Here is a 16823-nt window from a genome sequence, read left to right on the forward strand (position 1 = left end):
CACGACGCGCGGGCCTTGCGTGTGCCAGAGACAATCACGCTGTTGCCGTTGCCGCCGGCGTCACCTCAGCTGAACCCAGTGGAGCGGATCTGGCTCGTTAGGGGTCACCGACTACTGCGTGGGAAAGCGTCAGCGACACACCCATGGGTCCCAGGATCGTCATGATCGACGTACCGGACAGGCCCATCCCAACTATTGATCTTCACGTGACAGGTGTAACATAGGGCGGTGTCCATCATCGTGAGGTGCGCGATGGAAGGCAACGTGTGGCGACCGACGCATTTGACGTCGGAGCAGATGGAGGAGCGTCGCCTGGTGGCCGCGACGCTGTTGCGCCAGGGACAGCTCTCTCAAGCAGACATTGCCCGACATGTGGGGGTCAGCCGTGCCAGCGTCTGCCGCTGGGCCGCCACCCTCGCCCAGGAGGGCCCGCACGGTCTGGCAGCGCGCCCCATCCCGGCACCATCGCCCCGCCTCGATGAGAAAGCCTGGACGCGGCTGGGCCGGCTGCTAGATCGGGGGGCCGTGGCGGCGGGCTTTGCCACCGAACGGTGGACGCTTGGGCGCATCGCCGCTCTCATCGAGCGCGCGTTCGGGGTGCATTATCATCCCCGTTACCTGGAACGGCCCCTCAAAGCGCATGGGTTTAGCGTGCAGCGCCCGGCCACACGGGCGAGGGAGCGCGATGAGTGGGTGATCGCGCTCTGGCCCAAGCGCGACTGGGTGGCGTTGAAAAAAGGCGCGCCGAGAGCATCGGACCCTTGTCCTCTGGGACGAGACCGGCCACAGCTTCCGGATCCGGCCGGGCACGACCTGGGCGCGGCGCGGGCTGACCCCGGTGCGGCGGCGGGTGAGCAAACAGCGTGAGGTGTCGAGCATCGTGGCGGTCACGCCCGACGGACGTCTGTATGCGCGCCACTTCCGCACCTCCATCTCAAGCTGCTGTGTGATCCAGGCCCTGCGCTATGTCCGCCGCAAGATCGGCACGCCTTTGCTGGTGATCTGGGACCGGCTCAACGCGCACCGCTCACGGGCGACAACGGACTTCATCGCGTCGCATGCGCACGACTATGCGGTGACCTATCTGCCGGCCTATGCCCCCGAGTTGAATCCGGAAGAGCCGTGCAATGCCCTCATCAAGCGCGCCATGGCCAACGCTCTGCCCGGATCAGTCGACGACCTGCATCGGCTCGCCCGTCGCGAGTTCGGCCGCCTCAAACGTCACCCCGAGATGATCGTCCGCTTCTTTCGGCACGCAGGTCTCTCTGTTGCAGGCCTTCCGTGAAGATCATTAGGCTGCCGGGGTCCAAGTCATGCGCTGATGGTAGAACCATCCATGATGGCAGGAATACGAATGCGCGCAATCAGACCGGTGGGGTGTGCGTCGAGGAGCGATAGCGTCCCTCCATGGGCCTCTGCTACTGCCTGGGCGATGGACAGGCCTAAGCCGAAGCCTTCGGCGTTGTTGAGAGAGCGGGCTGCGTCTCCGCGCGCAAAGGGCTGCAGCATGGCTTCACGTTCGGACTCGGGGATGCCGGGACCATTGTCGATCACATCGACTTGGACATGAGCGTCTCCCGTCCTGGTTAGCCGGACCACGGTATGCGTGCCAAACTTCACCGCATTCTCAACAAGGTTGGTCAAGGCACGCACGAACTCGCTCGCATCCAGTCGGACGGGGAGGTGTCTGGGTCCCTCATAAACGACCTGCTTTCCGACGTCGGTGAACTGGTTGACGCTTGTCTGAAGAAGGCTGGGAAGGTCGACGATTGCTCGGTCCTGCGACGCCTGTCCGTCTCTCAGGTAGGAGAGCGAGGAATGGACCATCGCGGCCATCTGGTCGAGATCGCGTAAGGTCGCTTCACGAATGCTCCCATCCTCGATGAACTCGGCTCGCAGACGTAGTCGCGTGATCGGCGTACGCAGATCATGGCTGACGGCTGCCAACATCCGAGTCCGATCCTCGACCATACCTCGAATGCGATCCCTCAGGCGGTTCAGCGCCCGTGCAGCCATGCGGATCTCCTGGGGGCCACTGTCGGGCAAAGGAGCAGGATCCTGGTCCACAGAGAAGCTCTCCGCTGCCCGTACAAAGCGGGTGAGGGGCGTCGTCAGGCTCCGTGCCGCCCAAAAGGACAGAAGCCCGACGTTGCAGGCAATGAACAAGAGCGTGACAATCACTGCTCCGGATGGGCCGGAGAGAAGGCGACCGGGCGGAGTAAGGCGAGCGGTTACCAGATCTCCATCAGGCAATCTTACGATGACGTTGGCAGGCTCAGCGTCTCCGCGCGAAGCCTCGTGTCCTGGAGCGGCGCTGACTGAATAGCGCGAGCCGAGCATTTCTCGAAGCAGAGACAAAGGCGGGTGATCCTGAGCCACATCCAACGGATCAGTCGACCTGCCGGCCCCGATGTGAAGATCCGGATCAGCTGCCGCGATGGCTGCGATGATCTGGGGGCGCATCTCGCGTGGGACTTGGTCAAGAACCTGAACAAAGTTCTTGAACCGGGTAACGGATGGTCCTTGCATCGGACCACTCTTCTGATCAAGCGCAAACAGAATGGTCGCTGACAGGTGCATCAACCCCACGGCTATGATCACGAGGAGTGTGATCTGTCCCGTGATGGTGGCCGGGACAAGCTTCTTCAAGCGCATCATCGACGCTGGACCTCAGGGGTAAAGAGATAGCCGCTGGAGCGGACCGTCTTGATAATCTGAGGCTCTCGAGGGTCCGCTTCTATTTTCTGACGCAGGCGGCTGACCAGAACATCGATGCTGCGCTCGTAAGGTCCGGCGAACCTGCCCTGGGTCAAGTCCAGCAGTTGGTCCCGAGACAGGATGCGGCCCGGCCGCTCGCAAAAGGCATGGAGCAGGTCGAACTCAGCCCCCGTCACGGTGACCTTGACGCCATTCGGGTCAGTCAGCTCCCGGAGACCGAAATTGAGATGCCAGCCAGCAAAGGTCAAAATGGAGTTAGCCGGATTGGAAGTCACGACCTCCGCTGACTTACGCCGGAGAACGGCCTTGATGCGGGCCAGGAGCTCGCGGGGATTAAACGGCTTAGGCAGATAGTCATCGGCCCCCATCTCTAGGCCGATGATGCGATCGATCTCCTCACCCTTTGCCGTCAGCATGATGATCGGAAGGTTCGATTCGGCGCGCAGACGTCGGCAGATGCTCAGGCCGTCCTCACCAGGCAGGTTCAGATCAAGGACGATCAGATCGACCCGGCTTTCGGCCAGGATCTTGTCCATCTCACGACCGTCGGTGGCAGATGAGGTCCGGCATTCATTCGCGCGCAGGTAGCGCGAGACGAGGGCGCTGATCTCCCTGTCATCCTCAACGATCAGAATATGAGGCTGGGCCGCCATGGGTACTCTCTGAGAAATATGGTTATTTTCCTTCACTAACATGCTCAGCCCCTCTCTGGGAGCGGGTCTTTATCCATGGTCCGCGAACAAGGATCCGTGTCATAGGCGATCTGAGTATTGGCTCGATGAGCCAGTGTCGGCGAAAGGCCGACCATTGTTATGGCCGAGCTCGCGCTGACAAGTCGAAGCCCGACGAATAAACCGAGTAAAGCTGCAAGCAATAGGACGAAAAGCAGCGTCCCAGTCACCAAGCCTGGGCTGTGGTGCACCCCAATCCGAGAGCCACGCTCAGTCGACAATTGGTCCGCTCGGTTGACCAGTTCTGCAAGATTGCTGGGCAAGTCCGAGGGCTGTCCGGCGAATGTCGCCTTCCTGACGGGCTTGTCTATCGGAACCATTACAATCTCCCTTCGATACGGGAAGATCTATGCTCGATAGGCGTTTCCCCACTGTCTCCCGATCTCCGCATTCTGTTTCAGAACGGTTGCATTCCGGGCGTCAGAAACAATCAGAAACAGAATTGGGGCTGCCATGCCGCCTGTAGCGTTGCTCAGGTTGGATTGGCCGCAAGCACCCACAATCCTGCAGCCGTCAAAGTTGAGCCATAGGCGAAGAAGGGACCCCTGATATGGAGCCTCAGCTCCGCTAAGGGTATGGCATCATTGACCTGGCCGTTTTTGCGTCCATCGTCGGCATATCGCTGAGAGCACCGTTGGACGGTAGAGGCTATGCCGCCGGTTACACTTTGAAACAATAACGTAACGAGCGGTTCATCATGCTGGGCGGCATCAGCGGTATCCACTGACATCACCCCCAGAGGATTGACCATGAAACCCGCACTTGCCTTCGCTGCTTTTGCATTCTTTGCATCCGGTCTCGCCTTCGCCCAGACCCCACAGGCCGATCCCCCTGGACCCGATGAGCCCTCAGCCGAGCAACAGAGGCCTGACAGGGATCAGAAGTCTGGGCCGTTCATGCCGCGCCTACCACACGGCTTGGGATTGCCTGGACATCTTCCTCCACCGCCGCCTCTGTCGAAGGGCGCGATGCTGCGACTCCATAAGGGTGACGTAGCCATTGACATCAAGTGCGAAGACAATGACTCCACGAAAGCCTGTGTCGAGGCGGTCCTTCCGATCATAGACAGGGCCTTCAGAACACGTTGAGGGCGATAGACCCCAGCGCGCATCGCGTGAAGAGGCACAGGCTTCCCCGGAGGAGAATCCCTCTGATCAGGGGAAGAACCCTCTCCAGACATCAGCGCTGATCCGCGCAGTCAGTTTGCAGACCCAATTCAGCCGAGATCGCGAATATGGGACATCTCATTGAACTAGAAACAGGTGATTGGTCCGTCTACAGCTCGAGTGAGCAAGCGGATGCACACGACACGAATGTCTTTCCCCTGAGAGCCTCTGGAGGGAGGCACGCTCCTATCTCGGCTCTGGAACGTGGGCCCGATTACTACAGGCGACAAACGCTTGACCTCGCAAGAGCTGTCAGAGCTACGACTATCCTACTTCCTGCGCGAGGGGTAACAGTCGACTTGTGGATTAACGACGATGATGCCGCCCTGTTCTGATGCGCTGTGCGATCTGGCCACAATCGGTCGCATGACCGCCGATCAGTTCCGCTTCATCATCGATGTGATACCGCCCTGAGGGCTCAAACGGCACCCAATACTCCGGCTAGCTGCTAAAGGCGGCCCGAGAGGCTCCGCCTCTGCTTCAACGCGTACGCGGAATGACGTCACAAAGTGGCAGCTGTTCGTAAATTTCGCGGTATGATCGCGCATGCACTCCATCGATCGTGACACCGTTCTTGGCAATGCCGAATGTGCCTTCACGCCGGAGACCTTCGTAGGGATCGTGAAAGCTGCATTTCTCCAAGCGGCCACATACACGAGCTATTACTTTAGAGTAAGTCTCAATACCGCCGACATCGAAGTCCGTAGCTTTCTCTTCCGCAACCGGAGGAATCGCGGTTGCAAAGACAAACTCGGCCTTTACTTTTAGGGCATCTAGAAGCGTCTCAATCTTGCGCTCATAGTTGATTGAGTCGACTGTCGCCTTTCGAAGGAGATCATTGGTTCCGATCACCAGAACCGCAGCTGCCGCCTTGGAAGGGAGTTTCAGCTTCTTAATTGCAGCTGTATAGACAGCAGCATTTGCCCCGCTCACCCCGGCGTTGATCGTGTCTCTGTCACAAAGCTTGCTCGGTTGCCGGTACAAGTCGATGTGACTGTCGCCTGCAAACAGAATGAACCCAGGGGCAACGTCACGCATTTGGGCGTTGACGACAGGGATTCGAAGGCGCGAATAGGCCCGGGCATTGAAGTCGTCCTTGGACATGTACGCACTAAGTGCCCAGCCAGTCCCTCCGCCCGTCGCGACAAGTCCACTGACGAGGATGACATTGCGAAGTAGAGGTCGCCATCCGCGTAAGCGTCCGGGAGAAGAGCGTAGTCCGGCTCCATGGCTTAGGATGGGCCGAAGCAGACGAGGGCCAAAGAACCTGGCTCGAGGTACATGCCTCTTGCCGCTGACATAATCGCTCATTTCCATGCAATCCAACTCAATCGGAAAAGGGAGCCCTGCCGTGGAAGGGCAGGCTCAAGAGGCAACGTTGTCGGTACTGGGACAACGAGAGACCACACGGACATGGCAGGGCGCGTGGTCCTTACGTCATTTAGTATGATTGTTTGGCTCGGTGATTTCAGGAATGTTTCGCGTCTATGTCCGTGTGAAGACACTGAATATTCCAGCCCAGGCAGGTCCTGGATCTGCGGGTAATACGGCTCACATTCTCAGCGAATCGAGGTGTTGCAGGGCGCGCGCCTATCGCTGAGAACTCCAGAACCAGGGCTTTGTTGTGAGTCGTGCAACACGTTGGAGCGCTGCAGCACTTGGATATCCACTGTCAGTCGATGGCTACTTGGTGCTACATTCGGCTGGCTTACGCCCGCTGCAGTAACGCCCCTACAGGCGCGTGTTGCGTTTCCGTGCAACCACGGTGTGATTGTTTCGCGTAAGGGCCATCGCGGAATGCTTACGATGCGGGAGCAAGAATGAAGTGTGTCGGCGGTCCTGGAGTACTTCCTGAGCAAAAAATTCGATGTTGCTTTGCGCACCAGGGGCCGCTGCTCCTCGGAGTCGGACTCTTGAAGCTCGTAGTGGGAGCTGACATACCGCGGGGTTAAAGCAACTACGAGACCTTCAGTAGCAACGGAACTGCGCCGTGCGCGCTCATGCTTTTTTCTTAGGTCACCACTCACGTTACTCAGCATGCCATGGGAGAAACGAACGCGAAACATTTCTGAAACAATCGAGCCATTGAGGCGCGATAGATTGCGCCAAGTTCGTGGGGCTGGTCACGACACGCTGGCTCAGTTGCTAGCCCACGTTGATACGGATGACAAGTCGTGAGGGCGCGGGCGTGCGAAGGCAAGGGCGAAGCATCGGAGCCGGTACTCGCAGATATCTGCGGCATCATGGTCTGACCGAGACCATAGTGCATTTGGCCTATCGCGCAATCAATTATGTCATCCTGGCGTTGTGCTTCGAGGTAAAAGTCTTACTCTTGGAAGATGTGGAGTGGAGCCTGGTTGCAGACTGGAACGGCTATTGGAGCTTCCTCAGCTACGATCAACTCAGGTACTTCAGCCAAGCCGATCCATTTCTTCTGCTTGGTGAGGCTTTCTTGGATCAAGCGTTCGCACGCGGTGACCGGTGCTACGCCTATGTCAAGGATGGAACGTTAGGGGCCTATACGTGGTATTCGACCGTCCCGACGCCGCTCCGGGATGGCTTGGTTGCCACCTTTCATCCTGATTACATCTATATGTACAAGGCCTTCACGGCTCCCGCGTTTCGTGGGCAACGATTATACGGCATTGGCGTCACCTGTGCCTTTCAGGCCTTGATGGAGGAGAAAAAATACAGGGGGCTGGTGAGCTACGTTGAGGTGCACAATCAGCCGTCCTTGAAGGCTCTTCGGCGGATCGGATTCAAGACCGTAGGGATGGCCATTGTTATTGGCTTAAGACACCCTTTATTTTCGTACATCAGCGCGAGGTGCAAGGGTATCTTCCATGCCAAGGTCACGCCAACGCCAAGCTGAATTTTCCTGATGCCATACTGCGGTGCGATGCTGCCGAGATCCCGCGGCGCCTTCAGCCTCGTCGCGGGTTAAATGCGAACTTACCGCCCTCGGCCGCGATGCTACGCTCGAACATGGCGCCAGTCCTTAAACGGGGCCACCTCGGTCACGAGCGGGCCAGTTCGACGGCTCGCTTCCACCTTGGCGTCATGCCTCGTTGTCATGCGTCCGGTGTCGTGGCGAAGCCACCGAGATGCGCAGTTCCTTATAAATCACGAGGTCGTAAGGCCATTCGGCGTCATATCCCAGGATGCCCATCTGCAGCAGGCGGCCACCCTTGGTGAGGTCACACATTGCGTCGGCCGCGCCGAAGGAAGAACCCGAGCACTCGATCACGCGATCGTAGGGTCCGCCCGCGTCCGTAGTTCGTGCCTCAGCAACAACGGAGCCGAGACGTTCCGCGAGATCAAGGCGGACGCGATCGCGGGCAGCGCCGTACCCGCACCGTGTAACGCTGCCCGCGCGGGCCAATTGGGCAGCGAACAGCCCAATGGCGTCAGGCCGGTCGCCAACACTTCGCCGTCGGGTTTGATGTGGCAATCGTCGCCATAGGTGGAGTTCATGACGCAGGCGCGTGGCTCGCGGCATCCTTCGTCCTCTACTTCACCAGCTTTGGGCGGCTTATCAAAGCCGTCGGCTCACATAGCGAGGCCGGTGCGGTTGTCGGGCGTTCCAACGGGCCTGTACGTCTTCTTGGTCTACGCGATCTCGGGCAGGTTCGCAGCCGTGCCGAGCCTCATCGCGGCCTGGCGCACCGGCATGGGCGCGCCGAACGGCGGTGTCGGCGCAGTACTCCAGGCGATTGACGCCGTGGTGATCGGCAGCGCCAGCCTTATGGTGGGCGGTTCAATACCCTGCTCGGCGCCCTTACGCTTGCCATCATCGGCAGTATTATGAGCCTGTCGAACGTGCCGGACTATACGCGGCAGGTCATTAGCGGCGTCGTGATCGTGACCGGTTTGGGGCCAGTGTTCCCCCGTTGACAACAAGGCTTCGAGGGCTCCCTCATGAAACCGTTCTCGCTTCTCGCCGTGGCAGCCCACCTCGTTCTCCTGGGCTCCGGGGTGGCCTTCGCTCAGAGCGTGAGCGTCCCTCTGGATGTCTCGATCCTGGCGATCAATGACTTCCACGGCAATCTCGAGCCGCCCACTGGCGGCATTAGAATCCGCGATCCCAACGACTCCGCTAAGCAGGTTGCGGTACCTGCTGGAGGATCGGAAGCCATGGCGACCCTCGTTAAGCAGCTGAAGGGCGCCAACCGGAACTCGATCTTTGTGGCCGCCGGCGACCTGATCGGCGCCAGTCCGCTACTCTCCGCCCTCTTCCATGACGAGCCAACCGTGGAATCTCTGTCCCTGATGGGTCTTGAGGCCTCGGCGGTCGGCAACCATGAGTTTGATGAGGGCAAGGATGAGTTGCTGCGCATGCAGAACGGCGGCTGCCATCCGAAGGATGGGTGCCGCGGACCGCACCCCTTCAAAGGAGCGGGGTACCAGTATCTGGCTGCGAGCACCGTCGAGACGGCCACCGGCAAGACGATCTTGCCGGCCTACTCCGTCAAGGAGTTTGAGGGCATTCCTGTCGCCTTCATTGGTCTGACCCTGAAGGCCACGCCCAGCATCGTGATGCCCTCAGGCGTGGCCGGCCTCACATTCCAGGACGAAGCAGAGACCGTGAATGCCCTCGTACCGGAACTGCGCGCCAAGGGGATCGAGGCCATCGTGGTGCTGATCCACGAAGGCGGCTTTCCCACGGGCGATTACAACGAGTGCCCTGGCATCTCCGGCCCCATCGTCGAGATCGTCAAGAAGATCGACAGGGCAGTTGATCTCGTCATCAGCGGCCATACGCATCGAGCCTACAATTGCCGGATCGATGACCGCCTGGTCACGAGCGGGGACAAATTCGGCACGCTCGTGACCAGCATCAGCCTGAAGATCGACCGGGCCACGCGCGATGTCGTGGTCTCCAAGGCGGACAACGTCATCGTCCGAACTGACATGTATGCCAGGGATCCCGAGCAAACGGCATTGCTGCAGGATTACCAGAAGCTTGTCGCGCCCCTGGCCAACCGGGTTGTCGGTGTCTTGGCGGCCTCCCTCAGCAAGGTCGATACCCCGACTGGCGAAACGCCACTCGGCGACGTGATCGCCGACACTCAGCTGGCCGCGACCTCGACGGAACGAGACGGAAAGGCCGTGATCGCCTTCATGAACCCGGGCGGCATTCGAACGGATCTCCTCAAGAAGGAGGGTGGCAAGGTGACCTATGCTGAACTCTTCGCCGTCCAGCCCTTCAGCAACGCGCTGGTGACGATGGATCTCTCCGGCACCCAGATCAAAGCCTTGCTGGAGCAGCAGTGGACAGACCAGTCCAAGCCTCGCATTCTGCAGGTCTCGAAGGGTTTCACTTACACGTGGGACAATGCTCGATCCGTAGGGGATCGTGTTCTCGCGGACAGCATCACGCTCAATGGCCGCCCCGTCGCGATGGACATGACCTACCGCGTGACGGTCAACAGTTTCCTGGCCGATGGCGGTGATGGGTTTTCAGGGCTGAAGCAGGGCGAGAACCTGCAGTACGGCCCCTCCGACATGGACGCATTCAGCGCTTACTTCGCCGGCAACAGCCCGATTGCGCCAGGGCCTCTAGATCGCATCAAGCGCTTGAACTGACGGTTCGAACCTGCACCAGGCGATGTTCCCTGGGACGGCATCCCAATCGCTCGCATGCGATGCTGCGAATGGGCCGGTCGATCGCATTGGCAGGATCCAACATGATCCCGGCCAGGAGGACTGGCAATGAGCTTCCAGATTGATCCGCTGATTGCCTTGGGCGTCGTGCTGGCCACCGCGACGACCGATGCGGCGTACGTGTTCTTCAACGCGGCCGTGGTGGCCCGGCATCGGGTCAGGATGGAAGCTGAGCCATCAAAAGTCATTCGCTCTCGCGATCCGGATAAGTCGTTGCCGGACTGGGTTTATTCCCAGATCCGCGAAGCTATTCGCTCGGGGCATTTCATACCCGGCGCCGCCAGCGCGAGCGTCATGTAGCGACGCGGCGGAGTGTCAGCCGCACGCGGGTGCGCAAGGCTTTGCGGCGGCTGGAGGTCGAGGGGCTCCTGAGCTTCCATCCAGAAAGGGCTGCGGGTGGCGGAGCTGGATCCGCAGATGATCGACGAGCTGTATTTCATGCGGCAGGAGTTGGAAGGAACCGCCGCGTGGCTGGCAGCCCGCAACGCATCGATGGCCGAGGTGAGGCTGATGCGGCTGATCGTGGATGAGGAGGCGGAGCTTCTGGACAGCCCGTCCCTTCTGGGCCGACTGACCATACCTTGCATCAGACAATCCCGGGCGCCGCGCAGAACCGTTATCTTGTAACATCTCTGAATGTGTTGCGCGACGGAATGATGCTTATTTCATCGACCAATCTTCACAGCCCGACCCGGGCCAGGGCGGCCCATGACGAACATTGCCGCATCGTCGAGGCCATCGAGCGCGGAGATGCCGATGGGGCGAGGGCGACCGCCCGCGCGCATGTCGTTGCTGCGCATGAGGCTAAATTGCGGGAAAAATCCGCGATCGCCTGACTGCTCTCCGGCCGTTTCATGGAAGAATATGGTCTCCCATCCGCTGTGGATTGGCTTGCCGCTTGGGTCCACGTGCTTCGACTGGGGCGAGGGCAAGAGTGGATCTCCACACCCGCCAAGGCACCTAGCAATGGCAGACCGACCTGATGCGAAGTGACGCCAACCGGTCCAGGCTCTTATATCAAATTGATATATCTGAAAGGCAAATTGCAAACCTAGTAATACCCCCCCTGCATGTTACGTTCGAACTGCACGGGAACCGGATCGGCGGGTCTCGTTGAGACGTGTTTTGAACTCAAGACATCATCGGCGAATGCGGCAAGGCATCGCGTCGCGCAGTGACGCGCAACGCGCCGGGCCAGGGAGGATTTATGACGACACCGCGCAATTGGAAAGTGACGCTGGCGGGCGAATGCATGCTGAACCGCCCGTTCGCCATGCACGACGAGCCCGACTTTCTCAAGGTAGGCGAGTTGCTGAAGGATGCCGACGTTACCTACGGCCATCTCGAGATGAATTTTGCCGATTACGACGAGCTCAAATGGCCGGCGCGCGGCCAGGGCATCGGCAGCTTCATGATGGCGGATCCCGAGATCGCCAAGGATCTGAGGTGGGCCGGCTTCGACATCATGTCGACGGCCCATAACCACAGCTTCGACTTTGGCGCCGAGGGACTCCTGGCCACGAAGAAGCATATGAAGGCCGCCGGCATCGTCACGGCGGGAACCGGCGCCGATCTCGAAACGGCGAGCGAGCCTGGCTATGTCGAGAAGAAAAACGGCCGCGTTGCGCTCGTCTCCGCCAGCTCCGGCAACCAGCACTTCATGTGGGCCAGCCATCCGAAAGGTGCGCTGCGCGGCCGGCCCGGCGTCAACCCACTTCGCCTGAGCTTCGAATTCATGATCGACGAGCAGACGGCCAGAAACCTCAAGGATTTCGCGCAGAAGCTCAACATCGCGAAACCGCCGAAGCATGGCAGGGAAGGCTCCTTCGGTATTCAGATCCCCGGGGCGCAGCAATGGGGCGATCCCGACTCCTTCTTCGTCGGCGACCGCTGCGAGATCATCAGCCGCTGCCATCAGAGGGACCTCGAGCGCAACCTGCGTTCCATCGATGAGGCTCAATCGATGGCGGACCTCGTCATCGTCGCGCATCATTTCAGCGTCTCGGATGGCCCGCGCGGCGACACGCCGCCGAAATTCGTGCAGCAGTTCGCTCGTGCCGCCATTGATGGTGGTGCCGACATCTATGTCGGTCACGGCTGGCATCGCACGCTCGGCATCGAGATTTACAACGGCAAGCCGATCTTCTACGGCCTCGGAAACTTCTTCGCCCAGTCCGAGTTCATTCAGCGCGTTCCCTACGACAGCTACGATGCCTGGGGACACGACGTGGACCGGCTGCCGATGCTCACGCCGGCTGCCCACCCGCTCCATCCGGGACTCGATACGCCGTCTGATACTTGGTGGAGCTCCGCCATCGTTCAGCTGGAGATGGACGCCCAGAGAGTGAAGCGCATCCTCCTGCATCCGGTGGAGATGGGACGCGACTCCTCCGGTCAAGCCAATCAGACCCGCCGGACGGGCAAGGGCGAGCATCATCTCACCGAAGGGCGTCCGATGGCGGCGAAGGGCGAGGACGCCGTGCGCATCCTTGAACGCTACCGTCGCCTGTCGGAACCGTTTGGAACCTATATCGAGATCCGGAACGGCGTCGGAATCGTCGAGCTTTAAGTCCTGAAACGGCGGCTTGTGGCGGATCTTCTCCCCCACAAGCCGCACAATCAAAACAGATGGCCTGACGCGGTTTTGTGCCAAGGACATCGTAGAAAAGGGAGGTGACGCATGCAGCACGCTGAGCAATTAGTTGCCGGTGCGCGCACCGTCGCGAGTGCCACAAGTCCGTCGCCGTTGCTGGATGTCCGCGATCTCACCGTCACGTTTCCCGGCGCAGCGGGTCCTGTCCAGATTGTCAGAGGTCTGAACTACTCCATTGCCCGTGGGGAAACGCTCGGCATCGTCGGCGAGAGCGGCTGCGGCAAGACGATGACCTCTCTTGCGCTTCTCGGTCTGGTTTCAGGTGGCGGGAAGGTCGATGGCACGATCGATTTCAATGGCAGCAATCTCGTCTCGTTCTCCCAGCGGCAATGGCAGCAGCTGAGAGGCCGCGATATCGCGATGATCTTCCAGGAACCGATGACTGCCATGAATCCGGTCATGCCGGTGGGCCGTCAGATCGGGGAGGTTCTCATCAAGCACCAGAAGCTCTCCCGGCGACAGGCGGAGAAGCGGGCCGTCGAGCTTCTCGCGTCGGTCGGAATTCCGTCGCCGGCACGGCGGGCCCAGGACTATCCGCATCAGCTTTCCGGCGGCATGCGCCAACGTGCCATGATCGCCATGGCGCTCGCCTGCCGGCCTAGGCTTCTGATCGCCGACGAGCCGACCACGGCTCTCGACGTCACGATCCAGGCGCAGATCCTCGACCTGATGCTGACCCTTCAGGACGAGGCGAAGATGTCGATACAATTCATCAGCCATAATCTGGCGGTCGTGTCCGAGGTCGCCCATTCGATCATGGTGATGTATGCCGGTAAGGCTGTCGAATATGCACCCTCCGACGACCTGTTTGCCAATCCGCTGCATCCCTACACGCAGGGCCTGATCGCGACCCTGCCCGATCCTGACAAGCAGGTGAAGCGCTTGTACGTCATTCCCGGCCGCGTAACCTCCGGCATCACGGTCGGCTGCCGCTTCGCTTCGCGCTGCCCGCGCGCGGACGAGGGATGCCGCCGGACGGAGCCGGAGTTCGTCGAGGTCGCGCCGGGTCATCACGTAGCCTGCCACAAGGTTGGATCATGACCGAACTTCTGACGCTCGATCGTATCAGTGTCGATATTCCTCTGGATGGCGGGTTTCTGAAGCCCAAGACCATCCTGCAGGCCGTCAATGACGTGTCGCTCACGGTCTCGAAGGGCGAGACCCTGGCCCTCGTCGGGGAGAGCGGAAGCGGAAAGACCACGTTGGGGTATGTCGTGGCAGGCCTGCGGAAGCAAACGGCCGGCACTGTCACGTTCGGCAGCAGTCAACGAAATGCCGATGGATCTCCTCCGGTGCAGGTGATCTTTCAGGACCCTTTCTCCGCCCTGGATCCGCGCATGATCGTGGGCGAGATCGTCGCCGAGCCCCTACGGCTGAAGGGCGTGTCAGCGAAGGAGAGATTGGCCAGGGCCGCCGAAGTTTTGGGCCAGGTCGGACTTCCCCCGGAAGCGGCTGGCCGCTATCCCCACCAGTTCTCCGGCGGCCAGCGCCAGCGGATCGCGATCGCGCGGGCGTTGATCGCAGAACCGGAGATGATCGTCGCCGGCGAGCCTCTGTCAGCCCTCGATGTCTCGATCCAGAGTCAGGTTCTCAACCTCCTGGACGACATCAAGCAGCAGCACGGGATCAGCTACCTCTTCATCAGCCACGATCTCGGCGTTGTTCGCCATCTGGCTGATCGGGTCGCCGTGCTTTATCTGGGGCGGCTGATGGAGGTCGCATCGCGCGATGATCTCTTCGCCACACCAAGCCACCCCTATACGCAGGCTCTGCTCGCCGCTGTACCGCGGATTGGGAAAGGGCGTCGGAAGAAGGAGCAGATCCTGAGAGGCGAGATGCCGTCGCCGCTTGCTCCGCCTTCCGGCTGCGTCTTTCACACCCGCTGCCCGCGCGCCCAGGCCATTTGCCGCGAGACGAGACCCCAGCTGTTGCCGGCGCCGGGCCGCCCGACGCAGCTGTCTGCCTGTCATTTCAAGGATTGAGCCGATGTTGAGATACACAGTATCGCGTCTTCTCCAAGCCGTCCTCGTCATTCTCGTGATGTCGCTGCTGCTCTTCATGCTGATCGGGCTAATGCCGGGCGACCCAGTGGAGAACATGCTCGAAGGCAATCCGTCGCTCACGCCGGACACCATGGCGCAGATGCGGGCCCTCTACGGGCTCGACCAGCCGGTCTACGTTCGCTACGGACACTGGCTCTATTCGGCGCTGCATGGCGATCTCGGCTATTCCAGCGTTTATTTCCGCCCCGTCCTCGAGGTTCTGGGGCCCGCGATCGTACAGACGGCGAAGCTCCTCGTGGCGACCGAGATTATCAGCATTCCGCTGGCCATGCTGCTCGGGGCGCTCGCGGCGCGCAGGCCCGGCGGCTGGACGGACAGCTTGATCAGCCTGTTCGCCTTCGCGAGCATTTCCCTTCCCGGCTTCTGGACGTCCCTCATCCTCATCATCGTGTTTTCGGTCAAACTGGGATGGCTCCCCGCCAGCGGCACGCCGCTGATGGGCGATGCCTCGCTGAGTGAGCAGATCGTCCATATGATACTGCCCGTGACCGTCCTAACATTCTTTCATGTCGGTCCGTTGGTGCGCTACGTCCGCGCCTCGATGATCGAGACGCTGAACTCCGACTTCGTCCGAACGGCACGCGCGAAGGGCCTGTCTGAAAGCGCGGTCATTATCCGACATGCGCTGCGCAACGCGCTCATCCCAATGGTGACGGTGCTGGCGCTCGGCTTTGGGTCCCTGTTCTCAGGTGCCCTGGTGGTCGAAACGATCTTCGGCATGCTTGGCATGGGCAAGATCATCTACGACGCCGTCAGCAACATCGATTTCAACCTGGCACTCGTCGGTCTCCTGCTGGCGACCATCGTCACCCTGCTGTCGAGCCTCTTGGCCGACCTTGCCTATGCCTGGCTCGATCCAAGGATTGTCCTGAAATGAGCACCGCGACCCTGTCAAACGTCTCGACACTCACCCGTGACAACTCGGTCTGGAGGAAGCGTTGGGAGAGGTTCCGCCACAACAAGCTTGCGATGGTGTCGCTGGTGTTCATTCTGCTTCTGGCGTCCGCCTGTGCGATGGCGGGGCCGATTGAGTATCTGATGGGCCTCGATGCCAACGCGACCAGCCTGCTGCGGCGGTTTCGCCCGCCATCCGCCCAGCACTGGCTCGGCACCGATGATCTCGGCCGGGATGTCCTTCTGCGCCTGCTCTACGGCGGTCAAGTCTCGATTGCGGTCGGCCTGCTGGCCACGTTCATCACGGCGGTCATCGGGATCGCGATCGGTGTGATTGCCGGCTACGTCGGAGGGCGGTTCGACAACATTCTCATGCGCATGACCGATTGCATCATCGCTCTGCCGCTGATCCCGGTTCTGATCGTCCTTGGGGCCGTGGACCTCACGAAAATTGGTCTGAGTCAGGATTCTGCCTCCTCGCCGACGGTGGTCTTTCTGAGGATCGTGATCATCATCGCGCTCGTGGACTGGACCACGATTGCCAGGATCGCACGCGCAGGCACCATAACGGTTCGCAATGTCGACTACGTGCGGGCTGCGACCGTGAGTGGTGCCCGGGCCCGCTACAATGTCCTGGTTCATATCCTGCCGAACATTGCGACGCCGCTGATCGTTGCGATGACCCTCTCGGTCGGCCGCATCATTCTGTTCGAGTCGACACTGAGCTTTCTCGGGTTCGGCATCGTTCCGCCGACGCCGACCTGGGGCAACATGCTGACCAATGCGCAGCAGCTGATTATCTCGGCCCCGATGCTCGCCGTCTACCCCGGCTTTCTCATCTTCACCACCGTCATGGCGGTGAATTTCGTTGGCGACGGGGTGAGATCTGCCTTCGACCCGCGCGCGGAGACAGGTTCAGGTTCGCATTGATCAC

General features: G+C 60.5%; 17 protein-coding genes. 13 read left to right on the plus strand and 4 right to left on the minus strand.

Features of this window, described 5'->3' with window-relative positions:
* The first annotated feature begins 252 nt into the window (after positions 1 to 252).
* On the plus strand, positions 253 to 867 hold the full coding sequence (locus JKL46_RS18370; RefSeq protein WP_201835664.1) for a winged helix-turn-helix domain-containing protein: 615 nt from the start codon (positions 253 to 255) through the stop codon (positions 865 to 867).
* Positions 797 to 1285, plus strand: a complete 489-nt coding sequence (locus tag JKL46_RS18375) for a transposase (protein ID WP_201835817.1) — start codon at positions 797 to 799, stop codon at positions 1283 to 1285. The genes JKL46_RS18370 and JKL46_RS18375 overlap by 71 nt, the downstream gene beginning before the upstream one ends.
* Before the next feature lie 26 nt (positions 1286 to 1311).
* Here JKL46_RS18375 and JKL46_RS18380 read toward each other — a convergent pair whose 3' ends face one another.
* The 3 genes from JKL46_RS18380 to JKL46_RS18390 all read right to left on the minus strand — a co-directional run bounded on the left by JKL46_RS18380 (position 1312) and on the right by JKL46_RS18390 (position 5719).
* Positions 1312 to 2658 carry an ATP-binding protein gene (locus JKL46_RS18380; protein ID WP_343074076.1) on the minus strand — a complete coding sequence of 449 codons (1347 nt, stop codon included), beginning with the start codon at positions 2656 to 2658 and terminating at the stop codon, positions 1312 to 1314.
* Positions 2655 to 3371 (minus strand): response regulator, encoded by a 717-nt coding sequence (locus JKL46_RS18385; protein WP_201835667.1) that lies wholly within the window; start codon positions 3369 to 3371, stop codon positions 2655 to 2657. Before JKL46_RS18385 ends, JKL46_RS18380 begins: the two co-directional genes overlap by 4 nt.
* A 1724-nt stretch (positions 3372 to 5095) precedes the next feature.
* Entirely contained in the window at positions 5096 to 5719 is a 624-nt protein-coding gene (locus tag JKL46_RS18390; RefSeq protein WP_201835669.1) for an SGNH/GDSL hydrolase family protein, read from the minus strand.
* Positions 5720 to 6878: 1159 nt separating this feature from the next.
* Between JKL46_RS18390 and JKL46_RS18395 the strand changes: the two genes are divergently transcribed.
* Positions 6879 to 7487 (plus strand): GNAT family N-acetyltransferase, encoded by a 609-nt coding sequence (locus JKL46_RS18395; RefSeq protein ID WP_201835671.1) that lies wholly within the window; start codon positions 6879 to 6881, stop codon positions 7485 to 7487.
* A gap of 186 nt (positions 7488 to 7673) precedes the next feature.
* Here JKL46_RS18395 and JKL46_RS18400 read toward each other — a convergent pair whose 3' ends face one another.
* Entirely contained in the window at positions 7674 to 7862 is a 189-nt protein-coding gene (locus tag JKL46_RS18400; RefSeq protein WP_201835673.1) for a hypothetical protein, read from the minus strand.
* Between the two features lie 324 nt (positions 7863 to 8186).
* Here JKL46_RS18400 and JKL46_RS35215 point away from each other — a divergent pair, with 324 nt between their 5' ends.
* The 10 genes from JKL46_RS35215 to JKL46_RS18450 all read left to right on the plus strand — a co-directional run bounded on the left by JKL46_RS35215 (position 8187) and on the right by JKL46_RS18450 (position 16819).
* Complete coding sequence (locus tag JKL46_RS35215; protein WP_246529387.1) at positions 8187 to 8423, plus strand: hypothetical protein; 237 nt, start codon at positions 8187 to 8189, stop codon at positions 8421 to 8423.
* Positions 8424 to 8533: 110 nt separating this feature from the next.
* Positions 8534 to 10201 carry a bifunctional metallophosphatase/5'-nucleotidase gene (locus JKL46_RS18410; protein WP_201835675.1) on the plus strand — a complete coding sequence of 556 codons (1668 nt, stop codon included), beginning with the start codon at positions 8534 to 8536 and terminating at the stop codon, positions 10199 to 10201.
* A 126-nt stretch (positions 10202 to 10327) separates the two neighbouring features.
* Positions 10328 to 10579 carry a hypothetical protein gene (locus tag JKL46_RS18415; protein ID WP_201835833.1) on the plus strand — a complete coding sequence of 84 codons (252 nt, stop codon included), beginning with the start codon at positions 10328 to 10330 and terminating at the stop codon, positions 10577 to 10579.
* 117 nt (positions 10580 to 10696) lie between these two features.
* Complete coding sequence (locus JKL46_RS35645) at positions 10697 to 10906, plus strand: FCD domain-containing protein (RefSeq protein WP_246529388.1); 210 nt, start codon at positions 10697 to 10699, stop codon at positions 10904 to 10906.
* The gene (locus tag JKL46_RS18425; RefSeq protein ID WP_201835677.1) at positions 10861 to 11115 is read left to right on the plus strand and encodes an FCD domain-containing protein; all 255 of its coding nucleotides are present in this window, start codon (positions 10861 to 10863) and stop codon (positions 11113 to 11115) included. Before JKL46_RS35645 ends, JKL46_RS18425 begins: the two co-directional genes overlap by 46 nt.
* 371 nt (positions 11116 to 11486) lie before the next feature.
* A complete protein-coding gene (locus tag JKL46_RS18430) occupies positions 11487 to 12848 on the plus strand; it encodes a CapA family protein (protein WP_201835679.1) in 1362 nt (453 codons plus the stop codon).
* Positions 12849 to 12959: 111 nt separating this feature from the next.
* A complete protein-coding gene (locus JKL46_RS18435; protein WP_201835681.1) occupies positions 12960 to 13973 on the plus strand; it encodes an ABC transporter ATP-binding protein in 1014 nt (337 codons plus the stop codon).
* Positions 13970 to 14914, plus strand: a complete 945-nt coding sequence (locus tag JKL46_RS18440; RefSeq protein ID WP_201835690.1) for an ABC transporter ATP-binding protein — start codon at positions 13970 to 13972, stop codon at positions 14912 to 14914. Before JKL46_RS18435 ends, JKL46_RS18440 begins: the two co-directional genes overlap by 4 nt.
* Positions 14915 to 14918: 4 nt before the next feature.
* The gene (locus JKL46_RS18445) at positions 14919 to 15872 is read left to right on the plus strand and encodes an ABC transporter permease (protein WP_201835692.1); all 954 of its coding nucleotides are present in this window, start codon (positions 14919 to 14921) and stop codon (positions 15870 to 15872) included.
* A complete protein-coding gene (locus JKL46_RS18450) occupies positions 15869 to 16819 on the plus strand; it encodes an ABC transporter permease (RefSeq protein ID WP_201835693.1) in 951 nt (316 codons plus the stop codon). The genes JKL46_RS18445 and JKL46_RS18450 overlap by 4 nt, the downstream gene beginning before the upstream one ends.
* Positions 16820 to 16823 lie beyond the last annotated feature (4 nt).

This window comes from Microvirga zambiensis WSM3693 (assembly GCF_016735695.1).
Taxonomy (GTDB): Bacteria; Pseudomonadota; Alphaproteobacteria; order Rhizobiales; family Beijerinckiaceae; genus Microvirga; species Microvirga zambiensis.

Excerpts from the sequence above, each read along its gene's own strand:
- JKL46_RS35645 (WP_246529388.1), top strand. The coding sequence starts at position 10,697 with ATGATCGACGAGCTGTATTTCATGCGGCAGGAGTTGGAAGGAACCGCC.
- JKL46_RS18410 (WP_201835675.1), top strand. The coding sequence starts at position 8,534 with ATGAAACCGTTCTCGCTTCTCGCCGTGGCAGCCCACCTCGTTCTCCTG.
- JKL46_RS18440 (WP_201835690.1), top strand. The coding sequence starts at position 13,970 with ATGACCGAACTTCTGACGCTCGATCGTATCAGTGTCGATATTCCTCTG.
- JKL46_RS18450 (WP_201835693.1), top strand. The coding sequence starts at position 15,869 with ATGAGCACCGCGACCCTGTCAAACGTCTCGACACTCACCCGTGACAAC.
- JKL46_RS18445 (WP_201835692.1), top strand. The coding sequence starts at position 14,919 with ATGTTGAGATACACAGTATCGCGTCTTCTCCAAGCCGTCCTCGTCATT.
- JKL46_RS18415 (WP_201835833.1), top strand. The coding sequence starts at position 10,328 with ATGAGCTTCCAGATTGATCCGCTGATTGCCTTGGGCGTCGTGCTGGCC.
- JKL46_RS18385 (WP_201835667.1), bottom strand. The coding sequence starts at position 3,371 with ATGGCGGCCCAGCCTCATATTCTGATCGTTGAGGATGACAGGGAGATC.
- JKL46_RS18370 (WP_201835664.1), top strand. The coding sequence starts at position 253 with ATGGAAGGCAACGTGTGGCGACCGACGCATTTGACGTCGGAGCAGATG.
- JKL46_RS18435 (WP_201835681.1), top strand. The coding sequence starts at position 12,960 with ATGCAGCACGCTGAGCAATTAGTTGCCGGTGCGCGCACCGTCGCGAGT.
- JKL46_RS18390 (WP_201835669.1), bottom strand. The coding sequence starts at position 5,719 with ATGTCCAAGGACGACTTCAATGCCCGGGCCTATTCGCGCCTTCGAATC.
- JKL46_RS18380 (WP_343074076.1), bottom strand. The coding sequence starts at position 2,658 with ATGATGCGCTTGAAGAAGCTTGTCCCGGCCACCATCACGGGACAGATC.
- JKL46_RS18430 (WP_201835679.1), top strand. The coding sequence starts at position 11,487 with ATGACGACACCGCGCAATTGGAAAGTGACGCTGGCGGGCGAATGCATG.